This window comes from Flavobacterium sp. (assembly GCF_046293665.1).
In the GTDB taxonomy this organism is placed as follows: Bacteria; Bacteroidota; Bacteroidia; order Flavobacteriales; family Flavobacteriaceae; genus Flavobacterium.
In genome coordinates this window covers 35,448-59,261 of the sequence record NZ_JBKBOL010000004.1, presented here as the reverse complement: position 1 = coordinate 59,261, position 23,814 = coordinate 35,448, and the positions used below count along the sequence as shown (strand labels likewise).

The 23,814-nt window shown below is 37.2% G+C and carries 24 protein-coding genes, 1 tRNA gene and 1 pseudogene; 10 read left to right on the top strand and 16 right to left on the bottom strand.

The features are described 5' to 3' along the window. Window positions 1-11 precede the first annotated feature (11 nt). From ACK4R1_RS07970 to ACK4R1_RS07955, 4 genes are all read right to left on the bottom strand, one after another. The gene (locus tag ACK4R1_RS07970; protein ID WP_409685551.1) at window positions 12-2,210 is read right to left on the bottom strand and encodes a DNA/RNA helicase domain-containing protein; all 2,199 of its coding nucleotides are present in this window, start codon (window positions 2,208-2,210) and stop codon (window positions 12-14) included. Continuing rightward, complete coding sequence (locus ACK4R1_RS07965; protein WP_409685548.1) at window positions 2,207-2,545, bottom strand: nucleotide pyrophosphohydrolase; 339 nt, start codon at window positions 2,543-2,545, stop codon at window positions 2,207-2,209. The genes ACK4R1_RS07970 and ACK4R1_RS07965 overlap by 4 nt, the downstream gene beginning before the upstream one ends. Before the next feature lie 157 nt (window positions 2,546-2,702). Continuing rightward, a complete protein-coding gene (locus ACK4R1_RS07960) occupies window positions 2,703-5,069 on the bottom strand; it encodes a hypothetical protein (protein ID WP_409685545.1) in 2,367 nt (788 codons plus the stop codon). A 350-nt stretch (window positions 5,070-5,419) separates the two neighbouring features. Further along, the gene (locus ACK4R1_RS07955) at window positions 5,420-6,217 is read right to left on the bottom strand and encodes a hypothetical protein (protein WP_409685542.1); all 798 of its coding nucleotides are present in this window, start codon (window positions 6,215-6,217) and stop codon (window positions 5,420-5,422) included. Window positions 6,218-6,567: 350 nt separating this feature from the next. On the opposite strand from ACK4R1_RS07955, the gene ACK4R1_RS07950 reads away from it, so the two are divergent. Then, complete coding sequence (locus ACK4R1_RS07950) at window positions 6,568-6,756, top strand: hypothetical protein (RefSeq protein ID WP_187660885.1); 189 nt, start codon at window positions 6,568-6,570, stop codon at window positions 6,754-6,756. Window positions 6,757-7,065: 309 nt separating this feature from the next. Here ACK4R1_RS07950 and ACK4R1_RS07945 read toward each other — a convergent pair whose 3' ends face one another. The 8 genes and pseudogenes from ACK4R1_RS07945 to tpx all read right to left on the bottom strand — a co-directional run bounded on the left by ACK4R1_RS07945 (window position 7,066) and on the right by tpx (window position 15,315). Further along, window positions 7,066-7,395: a YegP family protein gene (locus ACK4R1_RS07945; RefSeq protein ID WP_409685539.1), complete on the bottom strand. Its 330-nt coding sequence runs from the start codon at window positions 7,393-7,395 to the stop codon at window positions 7,066-7,068. Between the two features lie 527 nt (window positions 7,396-7,922). Then, a tRNA-Ser gene (locus tag ACK4R1_RS07940) sits at window positions 7,923-8,007 on the bottom strand. Window positions 8,008-8,239: 232 nt separating this feature from the next. Next, window positions 8,240-9,382, bottom strand: coding sequence for a 3,4-dihydroxy-2-butanone-4-phosphate synthase (gene ribB, locus ACK4R1_RS07935; protein WP_409685536.1), 1,143 nt, complete (start codon window positions 9,380-9,382; stop codon window positions 8,240-8,242). 476 nt (window positions 9,383-9,858) lie between these two features. Next, window positions 9,859-11,268: pseudogene (locus ACK4R1_RS07930) on the bottom strand (LptF/LptG family permease); the annotation flags it as partial. A 7-nt stretch (window positions 11,269-11,275) separates the two neighbouring features. Next, window positions 11,276-11,917 carry a LolA family protein gene (locus ACK4R1_RS07925; protein WP_409685533.1) on the bottom strand — a complete coding sequence of 214 codons (642 nt, stop codon included), beginning with the start codon at window positions 11,915-11,917 and terminating at the stop codon, window positions 11,276-11,278. 1 nt (window position 11,918) lies between these two features. Continuing rightward, window positions 11,919-14,300, bottom strand: coding sequence for a DNA translocase FtsK (locus ACK4R1_RS07920; protein WP_409685979.1), 2,382 nt, complete (start codon window positions 14,298-14,300; stop codon window positions 11,919-11,921). A gap of 133 nt (window positions 14,301-14,433) precedes the next feature. Beyond that, window positions 14,434-14,808, bottom strand: a complete 375-nt coding sequence (locus tag ACK4R1_RS07915) for a diacylglycerol kinase (protein WP_409685530.1) — start codon at window positions 14,806-14,808, stop codon at window positions 14,434-14,436. A gap of 9 nt (window positions 14,809-14,817) precedes the next feature. Continuing rightward, complete coding sequence (gene tpx, locus ACK4R1_RS07910) at window positions 14,818-15,315, bottom strand: thiol peroxidase (protein ID WP_409685527.1); 498 nt, start codon at window positions 15,313-15,315, stop codon at window positions 14,818-14,820. Window positions 15,316-15,464: 149 nt separating this feature from the next. Here tpx and ACK4R1_RS07905 point away from each other — a divergent pair, with 149 nt between their 5' ends. The 9 genes from ACK4R1_RS07905 (at window position 15,465) to ACK4R1_RS07865 (ending at window position 21,110) form a co-directional block, all read left to right on the top strand. Continuing rightward, window positions 15,465-15,788: an ArsR/SmtB family transcription factor gene (locus tag ACK4R1_RS07905; RefSeq protein WP_409685524.1), complete on the top strand. Its 324-nt coding sequence runs from the start codon at window positions 15,465-15,467 to the stop codon at window positions 15,786-15,788. Window positions 15,789-15,856: 68 nt separating this feature from the next. After that, window positions 15,857-16,333 (top strand): DUF6428 family protein, encoded by a 477-nt coding sequence (locus ACK4R1_RS07900; protein ID WP_409685522.1) that lies wholly within the window; start codon window positions 15,857-15,859, stop codon window positions 16,331-16,333. A 25-nt stretch (window positions 16,334-16,358) separates the two neighbouring features. Continuing rightward, the gene (locus ACK4R1_RS07895; RefSeq protein ID WP_409685519.1) at window positions 16,359-16,790 is read left to right on the top strand and encodes a DoxX family protein; all 432 of its coding nucleotides are present in this window, start codon (window positions 16,359-16,361) and stop codon (window positions 16,788-16,790) included. Continuing rightward, window positions 16,780-17,910: a chromate efflux transporter gene (gene chrA, locus ACK4R1_RS07890; RefSeq protein WP_409685516.1), complete on the top strand. Its 1,131-nt coding sequence runs from the start codon at window positions 16,780-16,782 to the stop codon at window positions 17,908-17,910. Before ACK4R1_RS07895 ends, chrA begins: the two co-directional genes overlap by 11 nt. Window positions 17,911-17,914: 4 nt before the next feature. Next, complete coding sequence (locus tag ACK4R1_RS07885) at window positions 17,915-18,523, top strand: protein-tyrosine-phosphatase (RefSeq protein WP_409685513.1); 609 nt, start codon at window positions 17,915-17,917, stop codon at window positions 18,521-18,523. A 15-nt stretch (window positions 18,524-18,538) separates the two neighbouring features. Then, on the top strand, window positions 18,539-18,997 hold the full coding sequence (locus tag ACK4R1_RS07880) for a DinB family protein (protein WP_409685510.1): 459 nt from the start codon (window positions 18,539-18,541) through the stop codon (window positions 18,995-18,997). A gap of 33 nt (window positions 18,998-19,030) precedes the next feature. Further along, entirely contained in the window at window positions 19,031-20,071 is a 1,041-nt protein-coding gene (gene arsB / locus ACK4R1_RS07875; RefSeq protein WP_409685507.1) for an ACR3 family arsenite efflux transporter, read from the top strand. Between the two features lie 5 nt (window positions 20,072-20,076). Then, window positions 20,077-20,688: a class I SAM-dependent methyltransferase gene (locus ACK4R1_RS07870; RefSeq protein ID WP_409685504.1), complete on the top strand. Its 612-nt coding sequence runs from the start codon at window positions 20,077-20,079 to the stop codon at window positions 20,686-20,688. A gap of 2 nt (window positions 20,689-20,690) precedes the next feature. Continuing rightward, window positions 20,691-21,110 carry an arsenate reductase ArsC gene (locus ACK4R1_RS07865; protein WP_409685501.1) on the top strand — a complete coding sequence of 140 codons (420 nt, stop codon included), beginning with the start codon at window positions 20,691-20,693 and terminating at the stop codon, window positions 21,108-21,110. A 51-nt stretch (window positions 21,111-21,161) separates the two neighbouring features. Here the strand turns inward: ACK4R1_RS07865 and lpdA are convergent, their stop codons facing one another. The 4 genes from lpdA to ACK4R1_RS07845 form a co-directional block, all read right to left on the bottom strand. Continuing rightward, complete coding sequence (gene lpdA / locus ACK4R1_RS07860; RefSeq protein WP_409685498.1) at window positions 21,162-22,565, bottom strand: dihydrolipoyl dehydrogenase; 1,404 nt, start codon at window positions 22,563-22,565, stop codon at window positions 21,162-21,164. 82 nt (window positions 22,566-22,647) lie between these two features. Then, window positions 22,648-22,938 carry a type II toxin-antitoxin system RelE/ParE family toxin gene (locus ACK4R1_RS07855; RefSeq protein ID WP_409685496.1) on the bottom strand — a complete coding sequence of 97 codons (291 nt, stop codon included), beginning with the start codon at window positions 22,936-22,938 and terminating at the stop codon, window positions 22,648-22,650. After that, window positions 22,928-23,173: a hypothetical protein gene (locus ACK4R1_RS07850; protein WP_409685493.1), complete on the bottom strand. Its 246-nt coding sequence runs from the start codon at window positions 23,171-23,173 to the stop codon at window positions 22,928-22,930. The genes ACK4R1_RS07855 and ACK4R1_RS07850 overlap by 11 nt, the downstream gene beginning before the upstream one ends. A gap of 43 nt (window positions 23,174-23,216) precedes the next feature. Continuing rightward, on the bottom strand, window positions 23,217-23,675 hold the full coding sequence (locus tag ACK4R1_RS07845; RefSeq protein WP_409685490.1) for an Lrp/AsnC family transcriptional regulator: 459 nt from the start codon (window positions 23,673-23,675) through the stop codon (window positions 23,217-23,219). Window positions 23,676-23,814: the final 139 nt, after the last annotated feature.

Here is a 23,814-nt window from a genome sequence, read left to right as displayed (position 1 = left end):
ATTATTTCAATTTAATTTATCACGCCCTCAAACACTCCAATCACTTTGAAATCATTTAGCGCCTCTTTATTAAGCACAATCGGTTCAAAAGTAGGGTCAAAGGACTTTGGTTTTAAGATAATGTATTCGTGTTGCCAAGTGTCTTCACCCAACATTTTTTTACTTTCATATTCTTTTACGGTATAACTCGCTCCCGATTCGGGGTCTTGGATATCAGTAGATTGCACCAATACAATCTTACCGTCTCGTGAACCATAATGGTACTTTCGGAATAGACAAATGGAACCGTTAGGGATTATCTTGTTCATAGATTCACCCACTACCGTACAAGCAAACAAATCCTCAGAAGGGGATAGGTGCGGAGGAAGTTTTAACCATTCCAATTCTTCAGGTTGTTGGGTTTCGCTAAAGCCTCCTGCAGCGGCTTTTAAATCATACAGCGGAATAGCATTTTCATAAGGACGAATTTCCTCTTCTTCTGTGAATTGGTATGATGGCACTGTAGTTTCATAGGTTGCTATATGCTTTGCCAAATACGCTCTTAGGTTAGGGTTACAGGCATAAACATAAGTGCCTTTGATGCCTCTTAATAAAATGGTTTTATAGATGTTGAGGATAAATTGCTTTAATACTTTGGCATCTTTAATGGTGTTTTTACCGGCTTTGTCTCTGTAATTTTCAGAGATGATTTCTATCGAATTAGTCTCGAGATTATAAGTTATTTCATGCCCAAAAATAATTCCGGCATAATTTAAATCGTAACCCTGTGTGGTATGAATGCAGCCTACTTCTTCAATGGCATTTTGAGTGTTAATCCAATCGATGTTGGTGCCGTTCCAGCGTAACTTTACGTTTTCTATTTCTATATCGAAAGCTGATTTGTCATTTTTTGAAGCCCATTCCCAAGAGTATCCGGCTATCATCCTGGATAAGCCGTTTTCTTGTTCTCTTAGTTTGAGTTCGTGTAAAAAGTGCTCAATATTTTGGAACAATACAAACTCGTAATCCTTAGAAGCATATTTAGGTTGGGTTGAAGGAAGCGAACAATCCAACAACTTTTTAATATAATCTACATAACCATTACCACCATTTACCCTGAACTGTGATTTCAATTGTTCTACAACTGTGGTTGGCAATTGTTTCATTTCGCTGAAGTCTTGTTGCAATACATCAGAAGGTTTGATGGATTGGTTTTCATCGTAGAAATAAATGCACTTGGCTTTGGTGCGTTGCATCCAATCTAGTTCGTTTGTTTCGGTATTATTTATTCCTAAATAAGTACAAACATTGTCAAAGATTTTGAAATAGGGACCCAAATTCACTCTGCGTCTTAATCGATGGGATTCATCCACTAAAATAATATCATAATCTTCTTTAAAGACATCAGAAGGTCCTATTACCATATCAGCTTTTAGTCCGGTGATGTTTTTAAAAACTTTTTGGAGTGTCTTTCGAAACGAACCCATTGGAACTACCAAAGCTACTTTAGGGTTACGGTATTTAACTTTGAGGCGGACAATCAAGTCCAAGAACTGCTGCTCTTCTTCTCCAAATTCTTTGAAGTTAAAGTCTTCGTTATCTGTACAAATTAATTTAATCAAGAAAACAGCCATAATACTTTTACCTGTTCCGGCACCACCTTCCATTACGATATTATGTGTAGTGTCGTTGAGCAAGTGCTGCATTATAGTCATCAAACTACGGCGTTGGTCTAGTGATAAAGTTTTATAAGGTGAGTATTTAAACAAGTCCGAATTGTCAATATGTTCAAGGGAATGCTGTGCCACACCTTTGGCTCGTAATTGGTCCCAAATGGTACGAAATACTTCCCAGTACTGAGGTTTTTGGTAATAGTTATGGTTAGCCAACCCCACATTGCCATTGAGTAATTTGTATTTTCCGTCACCCGAGAAATACTTAATTAAATTTGACTCAATATCCAAAGTAGCCGATTTATTGAAGGTATTACTGCTAACTATGTGCACTTCAGATAATTTGTTTTTATCCCCATTTTTGAGGTGTGTTGCAATACGACTGAATGTATCGGTAGTCTCTCCAATATAAGCTTGTTTAATTTTTCCGTCAGTGATAATGTATACTATGGGCCACAACTCTTTTGCATAATGGAGGTTCTCCATTTCGGGATGCTTAATCAAATCAGGTGTAAAATCAAATCGAAAAATATCAATCTTAACGGGTTCGTTAATCATAATTCGTCATATTTTTTGGCAGTACCCTTGGCTTTTTCAACTGGATATTTTTCACCATTTCGTTTTATTTTTTCAAGGACAATTTCAAAAATATCGAGGTTATGTTTTTCTGCTAATAAGAATGAAAAAGAGAGTATATCGGCTAATTCTTCTTTTATTTTATCGATTTTAACATTTTCTGACTCATTATCTTTTTTCCAAAGAAAAAGTTCATTTAATTCAGCCGCTTCAATAGAAATGGCTAAAGCCAAATTCTTAGAATCGTGAAACTGTTCCCAATCTCTTTCATTTCGAAACTTTATAAGCTCATCAATCACTTGTTGGTATTTTTCCATAACGAAATAATTTATCTCCCAAACATACCAAAAATCCGACACATAAACAATCCCCACTAGTAGGTAATTTAAGATTGTTTTCTCAGTAGTTATTCTTACCGAGAATCATATTTAGATATAAAATAAGCGCGGAGATTTTCCGCGCTTTTAAATTTCATTATTTTTTAAACTTATTTACAAATGATGACAGATTCGTAGCGTATCCCACCAATACTTGTGGGAAAAAATCTTTAGCACCTAAATGATAAAAACCACCCAGTCTCGCATAAATTCCATCATTTGATTTATCTGGATTTAATTTTGTGTACAAGTTAACTTGAAGTCTTAAAACACTTTTGTCATCGTTGTCATTATCTGCATTAAATATTATTGGAATATTTTCTGTAGAACCTCGAGCATTAAGCCAATTGAAAGCAAAATTAATATCGGCACCAAAATTTAATTGAGGTCTTATTTCTAAATTAGTACTCAACTCATGGGTTAAAGCATTAAGTTGGTAGTCTTTTAAAATATCACCACCATCTTTTTCATAGGTATATCTTAATCCTGCTCTGTAATATCTAATGCCATATGCAAAACTCCATTCCGTGGACAAGCCTTTTAATTCTAAATTAAAAAAGCTAACACCAACTCCGGCATTAAAATTATTGTATTTTATATAATCAAAATTGTTAATAGTCAATGACGTAACTGTTTCAGATGTATTATTGTTGATAGGAGTTATTAACCTGCTTTTTTCATCTAAACCATTATAAATAGATACATTAACATCAGCATTTAAAGAATGAATAAAAGCATACTTTCCAAAACTATAGATCCACAAAGGAACTTTAATTCTTGCTTCAGCTTGTACCAAGCTATTGGCTTTGTCATTATTTAGCCCTAAAACATCCGAGAAAATAACTCCCGTAAAGAAATCCATTAAACTGCGTTGTTCTAATTTTTTTGCTTTCCCTGGTTCAACACTGTACTCTTTATTTTTTACCGAATAGTTCCAACTTTTATCAGCATTATCATAATCAAATAAATCATTAATATTGATGTAATATCCTCCGGCATCATTATCATTTGGAGATATTGGCAAAAAATGTTTACTGTTATTAAACGATCGTAAGGTAAAACTATTGCTTACATTCATTATTCTGAATTTTTGAGTAGTATTATTACTTAGATGACCTTTTATTAGAATGTCCTTTACTTTGTTATTAAAAAAACGGATGTAAGTAGTAGTATCAGTGACTACAAATCTAACATCTTCTATTTTTTTATAATGCCAATTTTCTTGGAGTTGTTTATTATCTTTTTTTGAGGTTTCTTTAAACGCTTTTTTTTCTGTTGAGGTTAAAAATTGATAAACAGGAATTTCTTTATTCAGTTTCAATATTCCGGAATATTGTATTTCTAAGTTTTCAATTTTCTCAATTAAATCTGCAATTTGTTTTTTGTCTTCTTTTGTCTTTTCTGCTATTGTTCTATTCTCATTATCATTTCTTACTTTAACATATAAGGTTGCCAAATCCTCAGCTTTCATTTCATAATTAGTGTCCAATAAAGTTTGTTTGATGAAGTTGTTGATTTTAGTAGCGAATTCAGATTTATCAATATCATAAGGCATTTTCGGAGTGATTTTACAGTTATAATCCTTATCACAGAACTTTAATAAAAAGAAGTTTTGTTCGAAATTTTGTTTGATATTAACCGCAAAATCTTTTGTTGTGTCGTCAGTATGTTTAATATCAAAGTTGTTTATAAACGTGTAGTCGTTTTTTTCTGAGACTTGTTTGTAAATCTCATCCAACTTTAAAGTGTTTGAATCAATATTAAAATCTGTTGTTTTAACTATTCTGTTATATTCTTCAAAAGGTAATAATGTTGATTTTATAATTTCAAGGTTAGCATTTGTATGATAAGAAGCATAAAATTTTTTATAAAAGTCATCTTCGCTTTTTATATCTAAAATAGAGGTAACAGAATTGCCATCATATAAATCAATTTTATTGTCTGAAACTCTTTTAAACTTGAAATTTATATTAGTTGTAAAAATTTTAATTTCTTCGTTTTGATTGGTGATTTTTTTTATGTAGTCTTCAAATTTTATGGTTGGAGAGGTGCTATTAAAAATAGTTTTACTTTTTAAAAGCTTTATAAAGTCAGCTTCACTCATATTGTTGTCACTCATAGCTGTTGCAAAAATGTCATGAGTCAATGAAGTCAAATTGCTTTTAGCAATTTTCAATACAACATCAGTTTTTTCTAATTTAAAATAATAATTCTCAGTCGTACTTTTGATTTTATTAAATACCTCAGTTGCAAATTTATATGATGTATCATCTTTTTTAATAACAACTTTTTGTAAAACATTATTGTTCTTTGAATCAGTTATGAAAACATCAATCCCATCATTGGTATTCTTTTCTGCTTTAATTTCAAATTCATTTTTAAGATTAGGGAGGGTAAGCTTAGTGGTCTGGCTAATCCCTTTCAAACAAATAAATAACACTAATAAAAATAATCTCGTTCTCATACCTATATAGTTTTAAAAGTTACACTACTATAAGTCACAGCCGGTAACCCCAAAAGAGTTACTCGCTTTAGCTTCCCAATAAAATCAGGGTGGTATTTGAATGGTTGAAAAGGGTAATTAAAAATAAGGAAACAAGGTTAAAGTTGGTACTTTAACGATAGAATTTTACACTTAATCGATGTTTTGTGTTCTTAATCGAGAAAACTCAGCCACTGTCATTCCTGCGAAGGCGGGAATAGCCACAGTCAATCCTGAGAAACCGCAGATTGTCATTCCCGTGAAAACGGGAACTCCCCGCCATGTCACCACAGCGAGGAGCCTGCAATCTAATAATCTAACGGTCTAACAATCTAAATCACTTCAATCACCTGCAATACACTATAATCCTCATTTTTTAAGGAATATTGCACCCCGTTAAACTCCTGAAAAAAGGAAACACCTAGCAGGAATAGCGTAACACCGGTAGTGGTAGGAACACTCGGAGGCGTCAAGGTAACGGAGGTAGGAGTAAGGTCAACCGGAACGTTTTCCATATTACTTAGCACTAGCTCCGAGGCTTCCGTCTCAAAATCAATCGCCAAGACCGCCGATTGGAAACTCACATGAGTCGCCCCTTCGGGATAACGAATCTGCTCCTGAGGAACAAGGTTGGGAATCGTAACCACACCCGTCGCTGTGTCCAAGTCATAAATCGAAAATAGCACGGTGCTCAGAGGCGCATTGATGTTAAAATCAAATCCGTTCAACATCATCTTACCGTCAGGAGTCCCCAAACCGTTATACACTTGGCGTTGTCCCCTCACCGAAGTCGTGTCATACCTTTTAACATCCGACATGGTCTTCACAAGTCGACTGGTCATTTTACTGTCTTTGGCCTTAAAAATAAGACTACCCAAAGCCATACGAAGCATTTTTCCCGCTCCGGCAGCGGTCGAAAACTCGCTGTTGTTTTCTCGAGTTCTTAAATAATTTGGATCATTCTCAATTCTCTCTTTAGAAACACCACCTTTACGACGAACATAACTTTCACCGTCTTTTTTGTAGAAGGTTAAATTTTCAATAGTACCTTCAATTTTTAAAATTCCATTTGATTTTGCCATAATAATAAATATTAGGGTTAATAAATAAATTTTTGCAATCCTCAGCAATCATAATCGTGATTTGTGTCTTGTAAATAAAAGTTATAAATCACAGAATGTTAAGAGCTTACAACTATAAAACTCTAAATGTTTTGGTTTAGTATATACCCCTAGGTCATAACCGACCCTTATTGCCGTCTTTTACCAAAACTGCCGTTTTTGCCCTAAAAGGAATGTTAAAATTTATAGGCACGCATAATAATTTGCCTATTATTGCGTTATATTACAATCAAGATTGCTCCTTAAGTCATTGTAACGCCATAGTAACGTCATGTTAACGTCATATAAACGTCATATAAACGTTATGGAAAGCCTACTAAAGTATGTGAGAGATTATCCAATACTTAAACCAGTAACCAATGAAAAGAATTTGTATTTATCCAAAAGATGTTCAAGCCATAACAGGCAAAGGCGAAAGGCAATCAAGGAACATCGTTCTTGAAATCAAGAAAAAACACAACAAAGAAAAACACCAACCCATAACCATCCACGAATTCTGCGACTACATGAACTTCGACCTGGAGAAAGTAACCCCCTTAATAAGATAAGTGACATAAAACTACAATCCCAATAATTCGCACAATGGCTATCTTAAACCTTCCCCTCCTTTGAAGGGGTGCCCAAAGGGCGGGGTGGCTAACGGTATAAGTCACTTGCCACTAACCCCTATAGCTTTAACATTGTTAGTCTGTCCCGAGGCTTCGGGAGTCGAAGACCCTCGCTAAGCACTATACATTGTCACCTAAGCCTGCCTTTCCTGAGGATGCCGAGAGGTCGAAGGGTCGAAAGGCTACCAATAAAAAAGCCCTGTCGTTTAAAACAACAGGGCTATAATACTATCTGTGCAACTAAGCCACTCAACTCAAATCCTCCACATCAGCCTCAGGGGCATTCTTTTTCACCGATTCAATACCGTTCTCACGAGCTGCCGTGCTTTCATACATCTCACTGCTACCTATAATTTGACCGTTAGACGCCGTTAAGTTAAAATAGTCTTTCCCGTTAGAAGATGTTTTTCGCTCATAACGCGCATCATCAGGGGCATTCTTTTTCACTGATTCCACACCATTCTCACAACTCGCTTTAGTCGAATACCCTTGACTGGTTAAAATCACCTGCCCGTTACCGGCTTTTAAGTTAAACTGAAAGTCACCATTAGTTCTTTTGGTAATCACAAATTTTCCCATAGTATACTATTTAAAGGTTTTAATTATTAAGTGAGACTTACACAAATTTAGGAAAGAATTTAATTCAAAATAGGAATTTAACTTTAAATAGTATCAACAAAAACTTTGCGTCTTAGAACTTCAGAGAGGGATTAGCTTCGCTGTTTCTTGGCAGGAATCCCGGGCAAAGGAAAACCCGAAACTTGCGTTTCGGGTTTTCCTTTGCATTTGATATTAAGAGGAGGAAGCCCGGTGGGCTTCAGATTTGATATTAAGAGGAGGACTGCCAGTGGCAGTCAGGTTTAAAAGTCTTTAGACTTTTAAACAACCTTAGCGCCTCAGCACCTCAGCACCTCTAATCGGGATTAGCTTTGCTGTTCCCAGAGGGTTACCGGAGCAAAAGAAAACCAAAACGGCTTGAAAAGCCGTTTGTTTTTTTATTTCACAGCCACTTACACACGAGCGAAGCGACTGCCGGAGGAAAAGCTAGCTTTTGACGCGGCTATAAAATAAGAAAACCGATTAGTTTCCTAATCGGTTTTCTTTTGCGGAAGAAGAGGGATTCGAACCCCCGGACCTGTTACAGTCAACAGTTTTCAAGACTGCCGCAATCGACCACTCTGCCATTCTTCCAATAAGTCGGGCATTAATTTCTCAATGCGGTTGCAAATATAGCAACCTTTTTCATTTTGCAAAAAGATTTACCCTAAAAAATACACTTATTTTTTCGTAATAATGCTATTTGTTTCACTAGCTGATAATTAGTCACTAAAATAACTTTTTCCGGCTTATAAACTTTTACTTCAAATTTCGTATTCCAAACTCCCAACTCCAAACTCCAAACTCCAAACTCCCGACTCCAAACTCAATACGCCACATACTCCGTTATCTCCAATCCATACCCAATCATTCCCACGCGCTTGGTTTGCGTTGTGTTAGAAATCAATCGAATCTTTGCAATGTCGATATCGTGTAATATTTGGGCACCAATACCAAAGTCTTTGATGTCCATTTTAATTTGAGGGGCTTTTAAAATCCCTTCGGCTTGTAGTTGTTTTAGCTCGGTTAATCGGTTTAACAAGTCGGAAGAGTCTTTTTCTTGGTTGATGAACAACACTGCACCTTTGTTTTCTTGGATGATTCGGTTAAACACGTCATCTAGTTTTTTATCCGGGCAATCCGTTAAACAATTTAGGATGTCGTTGTTGGCTTGGGTCGAAATGATGCGCGTTAAGATTGGCTCGCCGGTATTCCAACTGCCTTTGGTCAACGCCAAGTGTACTTGTTTGTTAGTCGTTTGCTGATAAGCTCTTAAACGGAACGACCCAAAACGGGTTTCTACCTCAAAGTCTTCTTTTTTGACAATCAGACTGTCGTGTTGCATTCTGTAAGCCACCAAGTCTTCTATGGAAACGAGTTTCAAATCAAATTTTTTAGCCACTTCTACCAATTCCGGTAAACGTGCCATGCTGCCGTCTTCGTTCATAATTTCGACAATCACACCGGCGGGTTTAAATCCGGCGAGTCTGGCAAAGTCGATAGCCGCTTCGGTATGACCGGTTCTTCTTAAAACGCCACCTTGTTTCGCCGTTAATGGGAAAATGTGTCCAGGACGTGCTAAATCATGCGGTTTGGTGTCTTCATTGACTAAAGCCAAGATGGTTTTAGCCCTGTCGGCTGCCGAAATTCCGGTGGTAACACCATGCCCTTTTAAATCTACCGAAACAGTAAACGCGGTTTCCATGTGGTCGGTATTGTTTTTCACCATTGAGTGTAGTTCCAATTCGTTGCAACGACGCTCAGTAAGTGGTGCACAAATTAAGCCGCGACCGTGGGTAGCCATGAAGTTAATCATTTCGGGCGTTACCTTTTCGGCGGCAGCCAAAAAATCGCCTTCATTCTCACGGTCTTCATCATCAACCACGATGATAACTTTGCCTTGACGAATGTCTTCAATGGCTTCTTCTATAGTGTTGAGTTGTATTTTGGTTGTAGTTGCTGTGTCCATTAGACCCTAGTATTAGATTCTGAAATAAGTTGGTTGACAAAAACCTTATTGTAAATAAAAAACAGGAAGTAAAACGGAAACCCTGCCAATAAGAGTACAAAAAGCGGAATGTCAATATTTTTAGTAGCACGAACGCCCAAAGCTGTTAAAGCTTGTTGTGATTTATATAAGCTAAAGAATAACGTAATAGCTAGTATTGAAGCGATAATAATCATTGCCAAAGTATCGGGTTTGCCTAAGAAAAAGACGCCAATTAAAAGGAAGTTACTTGCTAAAGCGATCAAACTAAACAGGTTGTATTGTTGGGTTATCACTTCCAAAGTCCGATTATCGGTTGGAATTATTTTCTTTTCCATTATATTTTTCGGCACACTGTCTTCGGGCAAAGTATTCAAGTACTGTTGGACTTCTTCCACATCGATGGCCAAATCAGGGGTTACTGTAGCAGTAGTCAGTTCGGGTTTGGTCTTATCGGGAAAAATGCGATTGAAGAAATTGGTCAACCAATCAAAGTTCATACTGAAACCTTTGTCATCAGTTGCTCTTTTGGTCAACAAAATAGCAAAAGGCGTCAAGACAAACGAAGACATCCAGGAGCCTAAGAAAGGCGAGAGCTCATCTTGCTGTGCTACTTTTTTACCGAAAGTATTGATGAAGTGGAAGATGATAAAAATGAGGATGGCAAATACAATAGGCAATCCCAAACCACCTTTGCGAATAATGGCGCCGAGTGGTGCCCCGATAAAGAACATGAGCAAACAAGCATAGGCAATGACGAACTTGTCGTACAAGGCAATCCAGTGTTGGTTGATGTTTTTTTGTTTGTCTTGCAAATCGTATTTAGAGCTTTCTAATGAAAAGTTAATCCCGTCTATATTACTACTTGCAACTCTTAGGATTTGTGTTTTTTCACTTTGAGAATAAGTTCGCAACAAATCAGTAATGTTTAGTGCAGGCGCTACCGTATCTCTATTGATGTCAACCGATGTCATATTAGCACGTTGGTTGATGTTTTCGGTATAGGAAACGATTTCTTTTTTGTAGTTCTTTTGTAGTGAGTCGAGTGTGTATTTCAGTTCGCCTACATTCAACATGGTGTTGGTGTTGGTGATTTTTTCTTCTTCTAAGCTCGAACTGTTTAGTCTAGACAAATCGATGTTGATGACATAGCGTTGGAATTCACTTTTGGCAAAAGGCATTTTGTGGCGTTCTTCATATTTCTTCGGAACAATGTCTTCATAATAATTCCCGTCTTTCAGTACTAATTTCAAGGTGTTGGAATCTTCGCTGCTAACCAATTCGCCTTTTTTGGCTTTGATAACGGTATTACTGGCCGAACCCATACTTGATTTTTTGTGAATAGTAACACCACTAAGGTATTTACCGTTTTCACCCGATTTCTTTTCGACCTTGATGTTGTAGTTCCCAACTTCACTAAACTGTCCTTCGGCTATGGCCATAGCGGGCTTTACTTGTGCAATGTTTCTTCGGAAGTTGATGAACTTGTATTCGGCAAACGGAATAACATTATTGGCAAAGAAAAAAGCAACGATACTCAATAATAAGATAAAAACCGTAAGACTTCGCATGGCGCGTTGCAAAGAGATTCCGGAAGATTTCATCGCGGCAAACTCATAGTTCTCGGCCAAACTACCAAAGGTCATGATAGAAGCCAACAACACAGAAAGCGGTAATACTAAAGGAATGATACTCGGCATTTTGAAAAGTAAGAACTTAAGAATCATAAAGATGTCTAAGTCTTTTCCGGCCAATTCAGAGATAAAAAGCCAAACTACTTGCAATACGAATATAAAAAACAAGATTACAAATACCGTAGTAAATGTAATCAGGAAAGATTTTAATAAGTACCTGTCAAGTATTTTCACCTCGGGCTTAATCTATTTTGTTGATGTAGTAATTTGGATATTTACTCGGCACAAAGGTAAACTGATTTTTTGATAAAGGTTGGTTGGTTTTAAAAGAATTAACAGTCAAAGTGGTTTTAGTTCCGTTTTTGCCTATTTCAATCACATTATAAATGTTTTTGGTTTGGGAATCGATGCCTAATAACACTTCTTTGCGTTGGTCTTTGGTATTGGTTGGTACTAGTTTGATGTATTGAATTTTACGGCCTTTTACGTCTTGAAGAATGTCCCAGTAATATTTATAACCACTATTGAAAAAGGTAAGCATTTTAGAAGGTGTAATGGCGTTCTCATCTTTGTCATCCACACTCGAGATAGTCACTTCTTCATCTTCGGGAACAATAGTATAGCTTTTTTTGCCGTCGTATATTTTGGTTACGCCCAAGAAGTTTAAGACATATTTGTCACCTTCTAACAACAAGTTGCCTTTGCTTTCTTTGTTGATGTTTTCTTTGCTATTGTAAAGTGCGTATTTAAAATCGATAGAGATATTCTTATAGGTTTTTACCTTAGCGGTAACTTGGTCGAGCAAGTCTTTGGCTTTTTTATCTTGTGCATTAGTGGTCAAACTAATGAATAGTAGTAATGCAATAGATAGTAATTTGTTCATTTTAATGGTTATTTTGTTCATTGCTAAAAAATTGGTCTAACGAAGTCAAGTCGGGGATGTTTACACTTCTCGCTTTACTTCCTTCAAACGGACCTACAATTCCGGCGGCTTCGAGCTGATCTATCAGTCTTCCGGCACGGTTGTAGCCCAGTTTCAATTTTCTTTGCAATAATGATGCCGAACCTTGTTGGGCGGTCACGATTATTTCTGCAGCTTCTCTGAACATGCTGTCTCTTTCAGAGATGTCAAATTCTAAGTTTACACTGCTGCCGTCTTCGCCAACGTATTCAGGCAACAGGTAAGCGCTGGCATAAGCTTTTTGGGAACCAATATAATCTACAATCTTTTCTACTTCGGGCGTATCTACAAAAGCACATTGTACACGCACTAAATCATTTCCGTTAGAGAACAACAAATCCCCACGACCAATCAACTGGTCAGCACCACCGGAATCTAAGATGGTTCTCGAATCAATTTTAGACGTTACTCTAAAGGCGATACGCGCCGGGAAATTGGCTTTGATCATACCGGTAATTACATTCACCGAAGGTCTTTGTGTAGCGATAATCAAATGAATACCAATAGCACGGGCTAATTGCGCCAATCGAGCGATAGGGGTTTCTACTTCTTTACCGGCTGTCATAATCAAATCGGCAAACTCATCGACTACCAAAACAATATAGGGTAAGAATCGGTGACCGTTTTCCGGATTCAGTTTGCGACTTTTGAACTTTTCATTGTATTCCTTAATGTTACGCACCATGGCGTCTTTCAGCAAAGAATAGCGGTTGTCCATTTCCAAACAAAGCGAATTTAGCGTATTGATTACTTTGTTATTGTCGGTAATAATCGCATCTTCTGTATCGGGTAATTTTGCCAAATAATGACGTTCTATTTTGTTGAATAAAGTCAGCTCTACTTTCTTCGGATCTACCAAAACAAATTTTACTTCTGCAGGATGTTTTTTGTATAACAACGAAGTTAGTACCGCATTCAATCCAACCGATTTTCCTTGTCCGGTAGCACCTGCCATCAACAAGTGTGGCATTTTGGCTAAGTCGACTACAAAGGTTTCATTCGAAATGGTTTTTCCCAAAGCGATAGGCAATTCCATTTCTGCTTCTTGGAATTTAGCCGAAGAAATTACGCTCTTCATTGGCACCATCGTTGGGTTTTTATTCGGCACCTCGATACCTATAGTTCCTTTTCCGGGAATAGGTGCGATGATACGAATGCCTAAGGCCGAAAGTGATAACGCAATATCGTCTTCTAAACTTTTGATTTTAGAAATACGGATACCGGCTTCGGGCACAATTTCATATAAAGTTACTGATGGTCCGACAGTGGCTTTGATTTGGGCAATGTCGATTTTGTAATTGCGAAGCGTTTCTACAATGCGGTTTTTATTTTCTTCTAACTCTTCCTGATTGATGGTGATGCCTACGGAAGCATATTCTTTCAGCAAGTCAATCGTTGGGAATTTGTAGTTGGATAACTCTAAAGTTGGGTCAAACAAACCAAAATCGGCTACTAATTTAGCCGCCAGGTTTTCATCCATAACATCTTCTTCTTCCGCTTTTTCAATCACAAAAGCTTCATCGTTGGTCTCAATGATTTGCTTTACCGGTTCTACATAAATTGGTTCTTCCGGAGTTGGAGTAACCGCCATTTTGATAGTTGGTTCCAAATTGATTTCGGAAGCATTTTCAATGGTAGGTTTTAATGTTTCTTTGTTGATTTCGAATTGGGAAGGTTTGAGCGTTGGTTCTTCAATAAGTTCTTCTTCCGTTTCACTTACAGCAAATTCTTCTAAGTTGTAATCTACGCCTTTGTCATTGGAACCTACAATACTGCTTAAATCTTCTTTGATGTCTTTGTGTTTCTTTTCGAAGAAAGACTTTATTGCATCAGGAGAGATTTTTATTTTGAAGATTAGGTAAATGATGATAGAGAAAACCAATACCAAACCGGTTCCGGTTTTGCCGATGTAATCTTGCAGGAATAAATTCATTTCAAAACCGATGGTTCCGCCTAATTCCGGTAAAGTGTAGGCAAAGAAACCAAACAGGATAGACAATACCACTAAGGCAAACAAATCCCAAAACCAAGTGTTTTTTAATTTCTTAACCGGTAAGTCTAAAACCAAAAAAGCACCGCTTAAAAAGAATAACTTAACGAATAGGAAGGAAGCGACACCAAAACCGCGGTAGATGAATAAATCGGCCAAGTAGGCACCAAATTTACCCAACCAGTTTTGCACCGGTTCGTTGCGATCAGTTAATGCATTAACAGCACTTTGGTCGGCTTGACCATGTAAAAAGAAAGAAATAAAGGATACCAAAAAGGCCACAGAAAGCAAAACCAATACGAATCCGAACAGCATTCGGTATTGTTTTTTAGTCTTGAGTATTTTGAGTTCCAGATTGGGATCTTTCTCCTTTGCTTTAGTTTCCTTTTTTACTGTTTTTGCCATTGGTTAAGTATAACGCTATAAAAATAGAAATTTAATCGACTATTTATAAAAATTTTGGAACATAAATGAGCAAACCTATCGCTACTGCGGCTAAGGCGGCAAACATTACGGCACCGGCGGCAATATCTTTGATAAAACCAATTCGGTCATGAAACTCCGGATGTACAAAGTCGGCTATTTTCTCTACAGCAGTATTCAAACTTTCGATTCCCAGCACCAATCCAAATGCCAGTATTTGCATCATCCATTCATAACGGTCGATGTCAAAATAAAACCCGGCAATAATCATGATGATGGCCAAAGTAAATTGTACCATTACACTGTGTTCGGTAGTGACGAGTTTGAAAGCACCTTTCACGGCGTAGCCAACGCTTTTGAGTCTTCCGGTGATGAAAGAGTTGTCTTTTTCGAATGCCATAAGCTTATTTTATAGTGCTGCTAAAGCCGATTCGTAGTTAGGCTCGTTAGCAATTTCGGAAACCAGTTCAGTGTGTTTTACCGTGCCATTTTCGTCAATTACAACGACCGCTCTGGCGTGTAAACCTGAGAAAGCACCTTCTGTGATTTCTAAACCATAGTCTTTTCCAAAGTTTCCGGTATTGAAATCAGAAAGATTAATCACGTTGTCTAAACCTTCGGCACCACAAAAACGTTTTTGGGCAAAAGGCAAGTCTCTTGAGATGCACAAAACTTTAGTATTTTCTAAAGTACTCGCTTTGGCATTAAAAGTTCTGACTGAAGTCGCACAAGTATTGGTGTCAATGCTTGGGAATATATTTAAAACCACTTTGCTTCCGGCAAAATCTGCCAGAGTAGTAATGCCTAAATCTTGTTTTACTAATTGAAATTCAGGGGCTTTTGATCCCACTTTTGGTAACTCACCGTTGGTGTTTATTGGATTTCCGCCCAAAGTAATTGCTGCCATTTGTTTGCTTTTTTTGAATGCCAAAAGTAGTGAAAATATTGGGAATTACGAATTATGAATTACGAATAGGAAGTTGAGATAAGTTAAAAAATATTTGGTTTGTATTATTGTTTTATCGTAATATTGCAATATAATAATTTAAAGACATCATGGGCGCATCAAAAACCGAATCTTTTTCCATAGAACAAAACGAAATGGCCACCTTGTTCAAAGCCTTGTCTCATCCGGCGAGAATAGCCATTGTCGATTATTTGTTGACCGTTGACAGTTGCATTTGTGGCGATATTGTAAACGAATTGCCTTTAGCACAACCAACGATTTCTCAACACTTGAAGGAATTAAAGAACGCCAACATCATTAAAGGCACGATTGAAGGAACAGCCATTTGCTATTGCATCAATCCGGATACTATTGATAAAATTGAAAACCATTTTGGCATGATTCGCCATAAGTTAAAAAACAAATGTTGTTAAAGGTCGGATGTTGGATGTCGGATGTTTTTTGTCTTAATACTTAATACTCATATCTTAATACTCAAATTATGAAACTTTCAGAAATTAAAAACGAATTAAAAAGCTTAACCACCATAGCTTTCCAATTGCCTAACGGCGACTTGGTTCCCAATCATTTTCACGTAACCGAAGTCGGTAAAGTGACCAAACATTTTATCGATTGCGGTGGCACCGTGCGCAACGAAGAAGTCGCTAATTTCCAGCTTTGGGAAGCCAATGATTACGATCATCGTTTGCATCCGGAAAAATTGGTTCATATTATTGAACTTTCCGAAAAAGTATTGGGCTTGCCCGATTTGGAGATTGAAGTCGAATACCAAATGAAAGACACCATAGGGAAATTCAGCTTGGATTTTGACGGAACCAATTTCTTGTTGACTTCTAAAGAAACCAATTGCTTGGCCAAAGACCATTGCGGTATTCCGCCTGAGAAAATGAAAGTTAAAATAGGCGAGTGGAAACAAAAAGAAACTTCTTGTTGTGCGCCTGATTCGGGTTGTTGTTAATGATTTGAATTTATAAGAAGAAAATATGCTAAAGCGAATAATCAACACTGATGATTCTAAAACCACCATAATTATCCGACTAATCGTTGGTGTCGTATTTTTATCAGAAGGAATTCAAAAATGGTTATTCCCTGAACTTCGAGGCGCCGGTCGATTTGAGAAAATTGGTTTGCCTTCTCCTGAATTTTTAGGAAACTTTGTTGGTTTTTTTGAAATTCTTTGCGGTTTGCTGTTACTAATCGGACTATTTTCAAGGTTAGCCAGTATTCCTTTGATCATAATTATGGTTGTGGCTTTTGCAACGACAAAATCTGAAGTTTATTCAGAAAAAGGATTTTGGGAATTGCTTCACGGCAGCAGAACCGATTTGGCTATGTTTTTAGGAAGTATTTTTCTTTTAATTAAAGGCAGCAGTAATTGGTCGGTTGACAAAAGATTGATGAAAAATGGAAAGTAATGTTGCGCTAAAAGACATCGCCAAACTTTTTCTAAAACTAGGCATAATCGGTTTTGGCGGTCCTGCCGCACATATTGCCATGATGCAAGAAGAAGTGGTGGTAAAGCGAAAGTGGCTGACCGAACAACATTTTTTAGATTTGCTAGGCGCAACCAACTTGATTCCGGGACCAAACAGCACCGAAATGGCCATACACATCGGTCATGAAAAAGGCGGTTGGAAAGGATTAATTGTAGCCGGACTTTGCTTCATACTTCCGGCGGTTTTAATCACCGGTTTTTTGGCTTGGCTTTACAAACAATATGGGCAATTACCCGAAGTGCAACCTTTTGTTTACGGGATAAAACCGGCCATCATAGCCATTATATTGGGCGCTATTTTTCCTTTGGCTAAAAAGTCATTAAAATCAGTTGAATTAGCGGTCATAGCAGTTTTGGTTTTGCTTTTTTCGTTGCTCAATTTCAATGAGATTTACTTGCTGTTTGGCGCCGGTTTTCTGGCTTTGTTTTTGGCTTCCGTCAGAAACAGAAACACTACTATAAACAGTGTTTTTCCATTGACCTTTTTGCAAATCACCAATACTACCATACTCTCAGCCACCAATAGCAACTTGTTTTGGATATTTCTGAAAATTGGCGCTATACTATACGGTAGTGGTTATGTCTTGTTTGCTTTTCTCGACACCGAACTGGTGGCCACCGGATTGTTATCACGCCAAGCTCTAATAGATGCTATAGCTGTGGGACAATTCACGCCCGGACCGGTTTTTTCTTCCGTGACTTTTATAGGCTATCAAATTAACGGATTAAGCGGAGCTGTGTTTTCGACCATCGCTATATTTTTGCCGTCATTTGTTTTTGTGGCTTTGTTGAACCCAATAGTGAAGAAAATGCGCAATTCAAAGCTATTCTCTGCTTTTCTCGATGCAGTAAATGTAGCTTCGGTGGCTATTATTGTTACGGTTTGTTTCGAAATGGGAAAAGAAACCATTACCGATTGGCGAACCGTGCTGATTGCCGTTTTAAGTATTGCAATAGCCTTTGGATACCAAAAAATCAATAGTGCTTTTGTGGTTTTAGGCGGTTCTTTGTTAGGTTATTTATTATTCATTATAAAATAAAAATATGTTAGAAAATTTATCAAAAACGATAGCGTTGAGTTCAACAATGACTGTTTCCGAAGAGCGAAAAACAGTGTTACTACCTTTAGTAGATTACATTCAAGACAAAGTGAATGCTAAGCAAGAAATTCGGTTGAATTTTATTTGTACCCACAATTCTCGCCGAAGTCATTTGTCTCAAATTTGGGCGCAAACCATGGCGTTTCATTTTGGTATTTCAAATGTCTTTTGCTATTCGGGCGGAACCGAAGCTACGGCGATGTTTCCCAAAGTAGGTGAAACATTAACTAACCAAGGATTTCAGATTCAGCAATTGAGTCAGGAACAAAATCCGGTTTATGCTGTTAAGTTTGCTGACAACCAACATCCGATAGTTTGTTTTTCTAAAACGTATTTCGATGATTTCAATCCGAAGAACCATTTCGGAGCCATCATGACTTGTAACAATGCCGATGAAGGTTGTCCGATGGTTTTTGGAGCCGAAGCACGATTCCCCATAAAATACGATGATCCGAAAGCTTTTGACGGTACCGATTTGATGGATGAAAAATATGCGGAGCGCAGTTTGCAAATTGCGAGTGAACTGTTTTTTGTGTTTTCGAATATCAAATAATTTAACTCTTTCAATATGACAACAACAGCAATATTACTTCAATTGTGGATGGAGTCCAGAACTCGTTTTACCAACCAATTGGCTATTTTAACAGAATCTGATTTGGTTAAAAAATTACCGCCTTCCACCAATAGTGTAGGTTTTTTGATTAGGCATATTGGAGAGGTGGAATTACTCTTTGCTAAAAATGTTTTTGGTTCTATTGAGGCCAAAGTGATTGCTAAAACAGTGATTGAAAAAAGAGATACCGGTGAGTGGACAAACCTGGATGAGCTGAAAGCTTATGTTGATTATTCATTTGAAATTTTAAAGAAAATTGTAGAACAACAGACAGAAGAAGATTGGAATACAAAAGTCGAAACCAAAGAGTTTGGGGTCAAAACCAAAGCCGAAGCTTTCGGGAGAATAGTTTCTCATACCGCATACCATGCCGGCCAAATGGCAATTATTATCAAATATGGCAATGCTCAATAAATAATAAATTTACTGTAGATAATAGATTTTACTATGAAAAAAAGACTTGGATTTTTAGACCGATTTTTAACGCTGTGGATTTTTCTGGCGATGTTACTTGGAGTTGGAATAGGCTATTTTATTCCGAATTCAGCTGATTTTATCAATTCATTTTCCTCCGGAACGACTAATGTGCCTTTGGCGATTGGGTTGATTTTGATGATGTATCCGCCATTGACTAAAATCGATTTTTCGAAAGTGCCACAAATGTTCAAACAGCCAAAATTACTCACGGCTTCTTTTTTCATCACTTGGATAGTCGGGCCGTTTTTGATGTTTTTATTGGCGACCTTTTTTCTGGAAGACTATCCCGAATACATGACCGGATTGATTATTATCGGCATTGCACCTTGTATTGCGATGGTGATTGTTTGGAACGAATTGGCCGAAGGCAACCGCGAATTAACCGCCGGTTTGATTGGCATCAACAGTTTGCTACAAGTTTTCTTTTTCAGTTTGTATGCCTACTTTTATTTGGAAATCATGTTGCCGTTATTCGGAATAAAAGGCTTGGAATTGAATATTACCATTGCCGAAATTGCCCAAACGGTTGGAATTTACTTAGGCATTCCGTTTGCTTTAGCCGTAATTAGTCGATTGGCCATAAAGCAATATTTAGGCGATAAATTTTTCAACCAAAAGTTTATTCCGTTTGTTTCTCCGATAACTTTAATTGCGTTGCTTTTTACCATTGTAGTAATGTTTAGCTTGAAAGGCGAAATGATAGTCGATTTGCCTTTGGATGTTATTCGAATAGCTATTCCATTAGTAATTTTCTTTACCATTATGTTCTTCCTGATGTTTTTTGTGTCGAAGAAAATTGGTGCAAATTATCGCGATGCCACAGCTTTGTCCTTTACCGCTTCGGGGAATAATTTCGAGTTAGCGATAGCGGTTTCCATCGGTGTTTTCGGGATTAATAGCGGACAAGCCTTTGCCGGTGTCATTGGTCCTTTGGTAGAAGTTCCAGCCTTGATTATATTAGTGAATGTAGCCTTTTGGTTGAGAAAAAAATATTTTACCAAAAACATTTAAATTTGATGGAAAGAAAAGAACACTGGGAAAACGTATTTTCCACTAAAACCGAAAAAGAGGTGAGTTGGTACCAAGAATATCCCACAACCTCGGTCGATTTTATAACCGCATTGTCTTTGCCTTTAGATGCCAAAATTATCGATATTGGCGGAGGCGACAGTTATTTGATGGATGCTTTGCTCGATTTGGGTTACACCAATTTGACGTTGCTCGATATTTCGGAGAAAGCCATTGAAAGAATCATGAATAGGTTAGGCGAGAAAGCTTCCAAAGTGACATTTATTGTTTCGGACATTTTAGATTTTAAGCCAACAGAGCCATATGATTTTTGGCACGACCGAGCTTGTTTTCACTTTTTGACCCGAACTTTCGATGTTGAAAAATATTCGAAAATTGTTAGTCAGGCTATAGCCAATGAAGGAAAGCTTTTCATCGGTACTTTCTCGGATAACGGACCCAAAAAATGCAGCGGTCTGGAAATTTCGCAATACACTATGGAAAGCTTACGATTGGTATTTGAAAAAGATTTTGAATTAAGCGGTTGTTTCACAGAAGAACATCCAACGCCTTTTGGCACAACGCAAAATTTTCTTTTTTGTGGATTTAAAAGAAAATAAAGATGAAAAATATATTAGTGCTTTGTACAGGTAACAGTTGTCGCAGTCAAATGGCGCACGGCTATTTGTCGCATTTTACCAATCCTGAGCAAGTTACTGTGTACTCGGCCGGAGTGGAAACATATGGTCTAAATTCTTTGGCTGTGGCCATTATGCAGGAAGATGGTGTAAACATTGCCAAACATACTTCTAACAATGTTGAAGAGTATTTCGATATTACTTTTGATTATTTGATTACGGTTTGTGACAATGCCAAAGAACTTTGTCCGTTTTTTCCAACTAATGCTGTCAAGTTGCACCATAATTTTCCCGATCCTTCTAAAGTAAAAGGATCTACTATAGAAGTTATTGAAGAGTTTAGAAGGGTAAGGCAAATGATAAAAGAGTTTTGTAGAGACTTTGTTACAACCAATAATCTATAAATAAAAACGTCCCGACAGCTTCGGGACGTTTTTTATGGTCTAATAATCTAATTAAACGTGTAAAGCTCTGTTATCCGTAGCAGCTAAAGCGGCTTCTTTAATAGCTTCCGCAAAAGTTGGATGCGCATGTGACATTCTTGAAATATCTTCGGCTGAAGCGCGGAATTCCATAGCGGTTACCGCTTCGGCAATCAAATCAGCACAACGCGCGCCAATCATGTGGATTCCTAAAACTTCGTCGGTTTTGGCATCGGCTAAAATCTTAACGAAACCGTCAATATCACCACCGGCACGTGCTCTTCCTAAGGCTTTGAAAGGGAAACTTCCTGCTTTGTAAGCTACGCCGGCTTCTTTTAATTGTTCTTCGGTTTTACCTACAGCCGCTACTTCAGGCCAAGTGTAAACCACACCCGGAATCAAGTTGTAATCGATGTGTGGTTTTTGTCCGGCCATTATTTCTGCGACCAAAACACCTTCTTCTTCGGCTTTGTGGGCCAACATCGCACCACGAACTACATCGCCAATTGCATAGATGTTCGGAACGTTGGTTTGTAGATGGTCATTGACATCAATCATGCCTCTTTCGGTCACTTTTACACCGGCTTTTTCAGCATTCAATCCGTCAGTGTAAGGACGACGACCAACCGCTACTAAGCAGTAATCACCTTCAAAAGTTACGGTATTGCCTTTGGCATCATCGGCTTGAACCGTTACGTTTTTACCTTTTCGGGTTACTTCTTTTACTTTGTGTGAAGTGTAGAATTTCATCCCTTGTTTTTTCAAGACTTTGGTTAATTCTTTCGATAAACCGGCGTCCATACCCGGAATGATTCGGTCTAAATATTCAACTACAGAAACTTGAGCACCTAATCTTAAATAGACTTGTCCTAATTCGATACCGATAACGCCACCACCAATGATGATTAAGTGTTTTGGTACTTCGGGTAATTTCAAAGCTTCAGTAGAAGTGATGATTCTTTCTTTGTCGATTTTGATAAAAGGCAAAGTCGATGGTTTAGAACCGGTTGCTATTACAATATTTTTGCCTTCGATTACTTCTGCTGAACCGTCGGCTTTAGTAACTTTCACATGAGTAGCATCTTCAAAAGAACCTAATCCTTCGAAAACAGTGATTTTGTTTTTGTCCATTAAGAACTTAACACCGCCCGAAGTTTGGTCAACCACCGCTTGCTTACGGGCAATCATTTTTTCTAAATTGACTTTTACTTCGCCGGAAACCTCGATACCGTGGTCGGCAAAGTGTTGCAATTCTTCATAATGATGCGAAGAAGCTAAAAGTGCTTTAGACGGAATGCAACCTACATTTAAGCAAGTTCCTCCTAAAGTACTGTATTTTTCAATGATTGCGGTTTTGAAACCTAATTGGGCACAACGAATAGCGGAAACATATCCGCCCGGACCTGAACCTATGATGACAACGTCAAATGAACTCATAATTATGTTTGTGGTTTATTGTTTGTAGTTAAAAATGAACTTTAAATTGCGATTGCAAAAGTAAGCAATTTCAAAAAGTTAATTATGGTTTTTTTTCAGGATTTCTATTGGTATTAAAAACAGAATATATGATGACATCATTATTTTGTATTTCATAAATGACAACAAAGGGAAATTTCTTCAATGATAACTCTCTAAAGCAAGGTTCTTTTTTTATACCAAAAAACTCAGGATTAGTTTTGAGGACATTAATGTATCCTTGTAGATATCTGAAGAATTGAATGCCTAAACCATTTTGTCTGTTTTCGTAAAAATCAATAGAGTCTTTTATTTCCGTAGAAGCTAGACGAGAAATGATGATTTTATAAGTCATATTTCTTAATCAACTCTTTTTCAAAATCATCCCATGACATTGCAGTTTCGCTGTTGGATAAATATTGCGCTCTGCTTTCTGCTACTTTAATGTAATGATCATCAGAAACCATGGAGTCTTTGGATTCTTTATTTAGCGCATCAAAAATACCTTCTAAAACATTGAGTTTAGAATCATCTTCTAATAGTTTTCCAAAATCAACTATTAGTTTTTGTCTCATGGCTTTTGTAGTCATAATTTGAATTGTTATTGAGACTCAAATTTAAGAATAAATTGTTTCACAAAGTAAAAGCCGTTGTGTTTTTGACTTCACCAATCATAAATGTGCTGTGAGTACTACCAATGTGTTGAAGCGTAGTTAATTTAGTTACCATAAATTCTCGGTAAGCTTCCATGTCCTTGACGCAGATTTTGAGAATATAATCGTAATCACCGCTGACATGAAAACATTCTAAGACTTCTTCTAGTTTAACGACTTGGTGTTCGAAAGTGGTGAGGAATTCTTTGGTATGCTGGATGAGTTTGATGTGACAAAACACCACAAAACTTTTGTCTATTTTAGTTCGATTCAACAAGGCAACATATTGGTCAATAATACCTTCGCGTTCCAGTTTCTTAATGCGTTCATAAACAGCTGTTACGGAAAGATTGAGTTTTACTGAAAGTTCTTTGGTAGTTTTCTTGGTGTCTTTTTGGAGTAGGGCGAGGAGTTTTTTGTCGGTTGTATCCAAGTTCATGGTTTCATGGTTTAAAATTGTTTAAAAGTTTAAAAGGTTTGAGATGGTCTAGAATTTAAGTTTTTTGGTTTTTAGAGGTTATTTTTCTTTTTGTTAGTTTTATAAACTATTTAAGTTTAAATTAATAGAATTAAAATCT

What these genes read in the sequence shown, in the direction of transcription:
- ACK4R1_RS07960 (WP_409685545.1), bottom strand. Translation starts at nt 5,069, where the DNA reads ATGAGAACGAGATTATTTTTATTAGTGTTATTTATTTGTTTGAAAGGG.
- ribB (WP_409685536.1), bottom strand. Translation starts at nt 9,382, where the DNA reads ATGGACACAGCAACTACAACCAAAATACAACTCAACACTATAGAAGAA.
- arsB (WP_409685507.1), top strand. Translation starts at nt 19,031, where the DNA reads ATGAAAAAAAGACTTGGATTTTTAGACCGATTTTTAACGCTGTGGATT.
- chrA (WP_409685516.1), top strand. Translation starts at nt 16,780, where the DNA reads ATGGAAAGTAATGTTGCGCTAAAAGACATCGCCAAACTTTTTCTAAAA.
- ACK4R1_RS07845 (WP_409685490.1), bottom strand. Translation starts at nt 23,675, where the DNA reads ATGAACTTGGATACAACCGACAAAAAACTCCTCGCCCTACTCCAAAAA.
- ACK4R1_RS07870 (WP_409685504.1), top strand. Translation starts at nt 20,077, where the DNA reads ATGGAAAGAAAAGAACACTGGGAAAACGTATTTTCCACTAAAACCGAA.
- ACK4R1_RS07925 (WP_409685533.1), bottom strand. Translation starts at nt 11,917, where the DNA reads ATGAACAAATTACTATCTATTGCATTACTACTATTCATTAGTTTGACC.
- ACK4R1_RS07865 (WP_409685501.1), top strand. Translation starts at nt 20,691, where the DNA reads ATGAAAAATATATTAGTGCTTTGTACAGGTAACAGTTGTCGCAGTCAA.
- ACK4R1_RS07850 (WP_409685493.1), bottom strand. Translation starts at nt 23,173, where the DNA reads ATGACTACAAAAGCCATGAGACAAAAACTAATAGTTGATTTTGGAAAA.
- ACK4R1_RS07900 (WP_409685522.1), top strand. Translation starts at nt 15,857, where the DNA reads ATGAAACTTTCAGAAATTAAAAACGAATTAAAAAGCTTAACCACCATA.
- tpx (WP_409685527.1), bottom strand. Translation starts at nt 15,315, where the DNA reads ATGGCAGCAATTACTTTGGGCGGAAATCCAATAAACACCAACGGTGAG.
- ACK4R1_RS07895 (WP_409685519.1), top strand. Translation starts at nt 16,359, where the DNA reads ATGCTAAAGCGAATAATCAACACTGATGATTCTAAAACCACCATAATT.
- ACK4R1_RS07880 (WP_409685510.1), top strand. Translation starts at nt 18,539, where the DNA reads ATGACAACAACAGCAATATTACTTCAATTGTGGATGGAGTCCAGAACT.
- ACK4R1_RS07915 (WP_409685530.1), bottom strand. Translation starts at nt 14,808, where the DNA reads ATGGCATTCGAAAAAGACAACTCTTTCATCACCGGAAGACTCAAAAGC.
- lpdA (WP_409685498.1), bottom strand. Translation starts at nt 22,565, where the DNA reads ATGAGTTCATTTGACGTTGTCATCATAGGTTCAGGTCCGGGCGGATAT.
- ACK4R1_RS07950 (WP_187660885.1), top strand. Translation starts at nt 6,568, where the DNA reads ATGAAAAGAATTTGTATTTATCCAAAAGATGTTCAAGCCATAACAGGC.
- ACK4R1_RS07855 (WP_409685496.1), bottom strand. Translation starts at nt 22,938, where the DNA reads ATGACTTATAAAATCATCATTTCTCGTCTAGCTTCTACGGAAATAAAA.
- ACK4R1_RS07905 (WP_409685524.1), top strand. Translation starts at nt 15,465, where the DNA reads ATGGGCGCATCAAAAACCGAATCTTTTTCCATAGAACAAAACGAAATG.
- ACK4R1_RS07885 (WP_409685513.1), top strand. Translation starts at nt 17,915, where the DNA reads ATGTTAGAAAATTTATCAAAAACGATAGCGTTGAGTTCAACAATGACT.
- ACK4R1_RS07920 (WP_409685979.1), bottom strand. Translation starts at nt 14,300, where the DNA reads ATGCTGTTCGGATTCGTATTGGTTTTGCTTTCTGTGGCCTTTTTGGTA.
- ACK4R1_RS07970 (WP_409685551.1), bottom strand. Translation starts at nt 2,210, where the DNA reads ATGATTAACGAACCCGTTAAGATTGATATTTTTCGATTTGATTTTACA.
- ACK4R1_RS07945 (WP_409685539.1), bottom strand. Translation starts at nt 7,395, where the DNA reads ATGGGAAAATTTGTGATTACCAAAAGAACTAATGGTGACTTTCAGTTT.
- ACK4R1_RS07965 (WP_409685548.1), bottom strand. Translation starts at nt 2,545, where the DNA reads ATGGAAAAATACCAACAAGTGATTGATGAGCTTATAAAGTTTCGAAAT.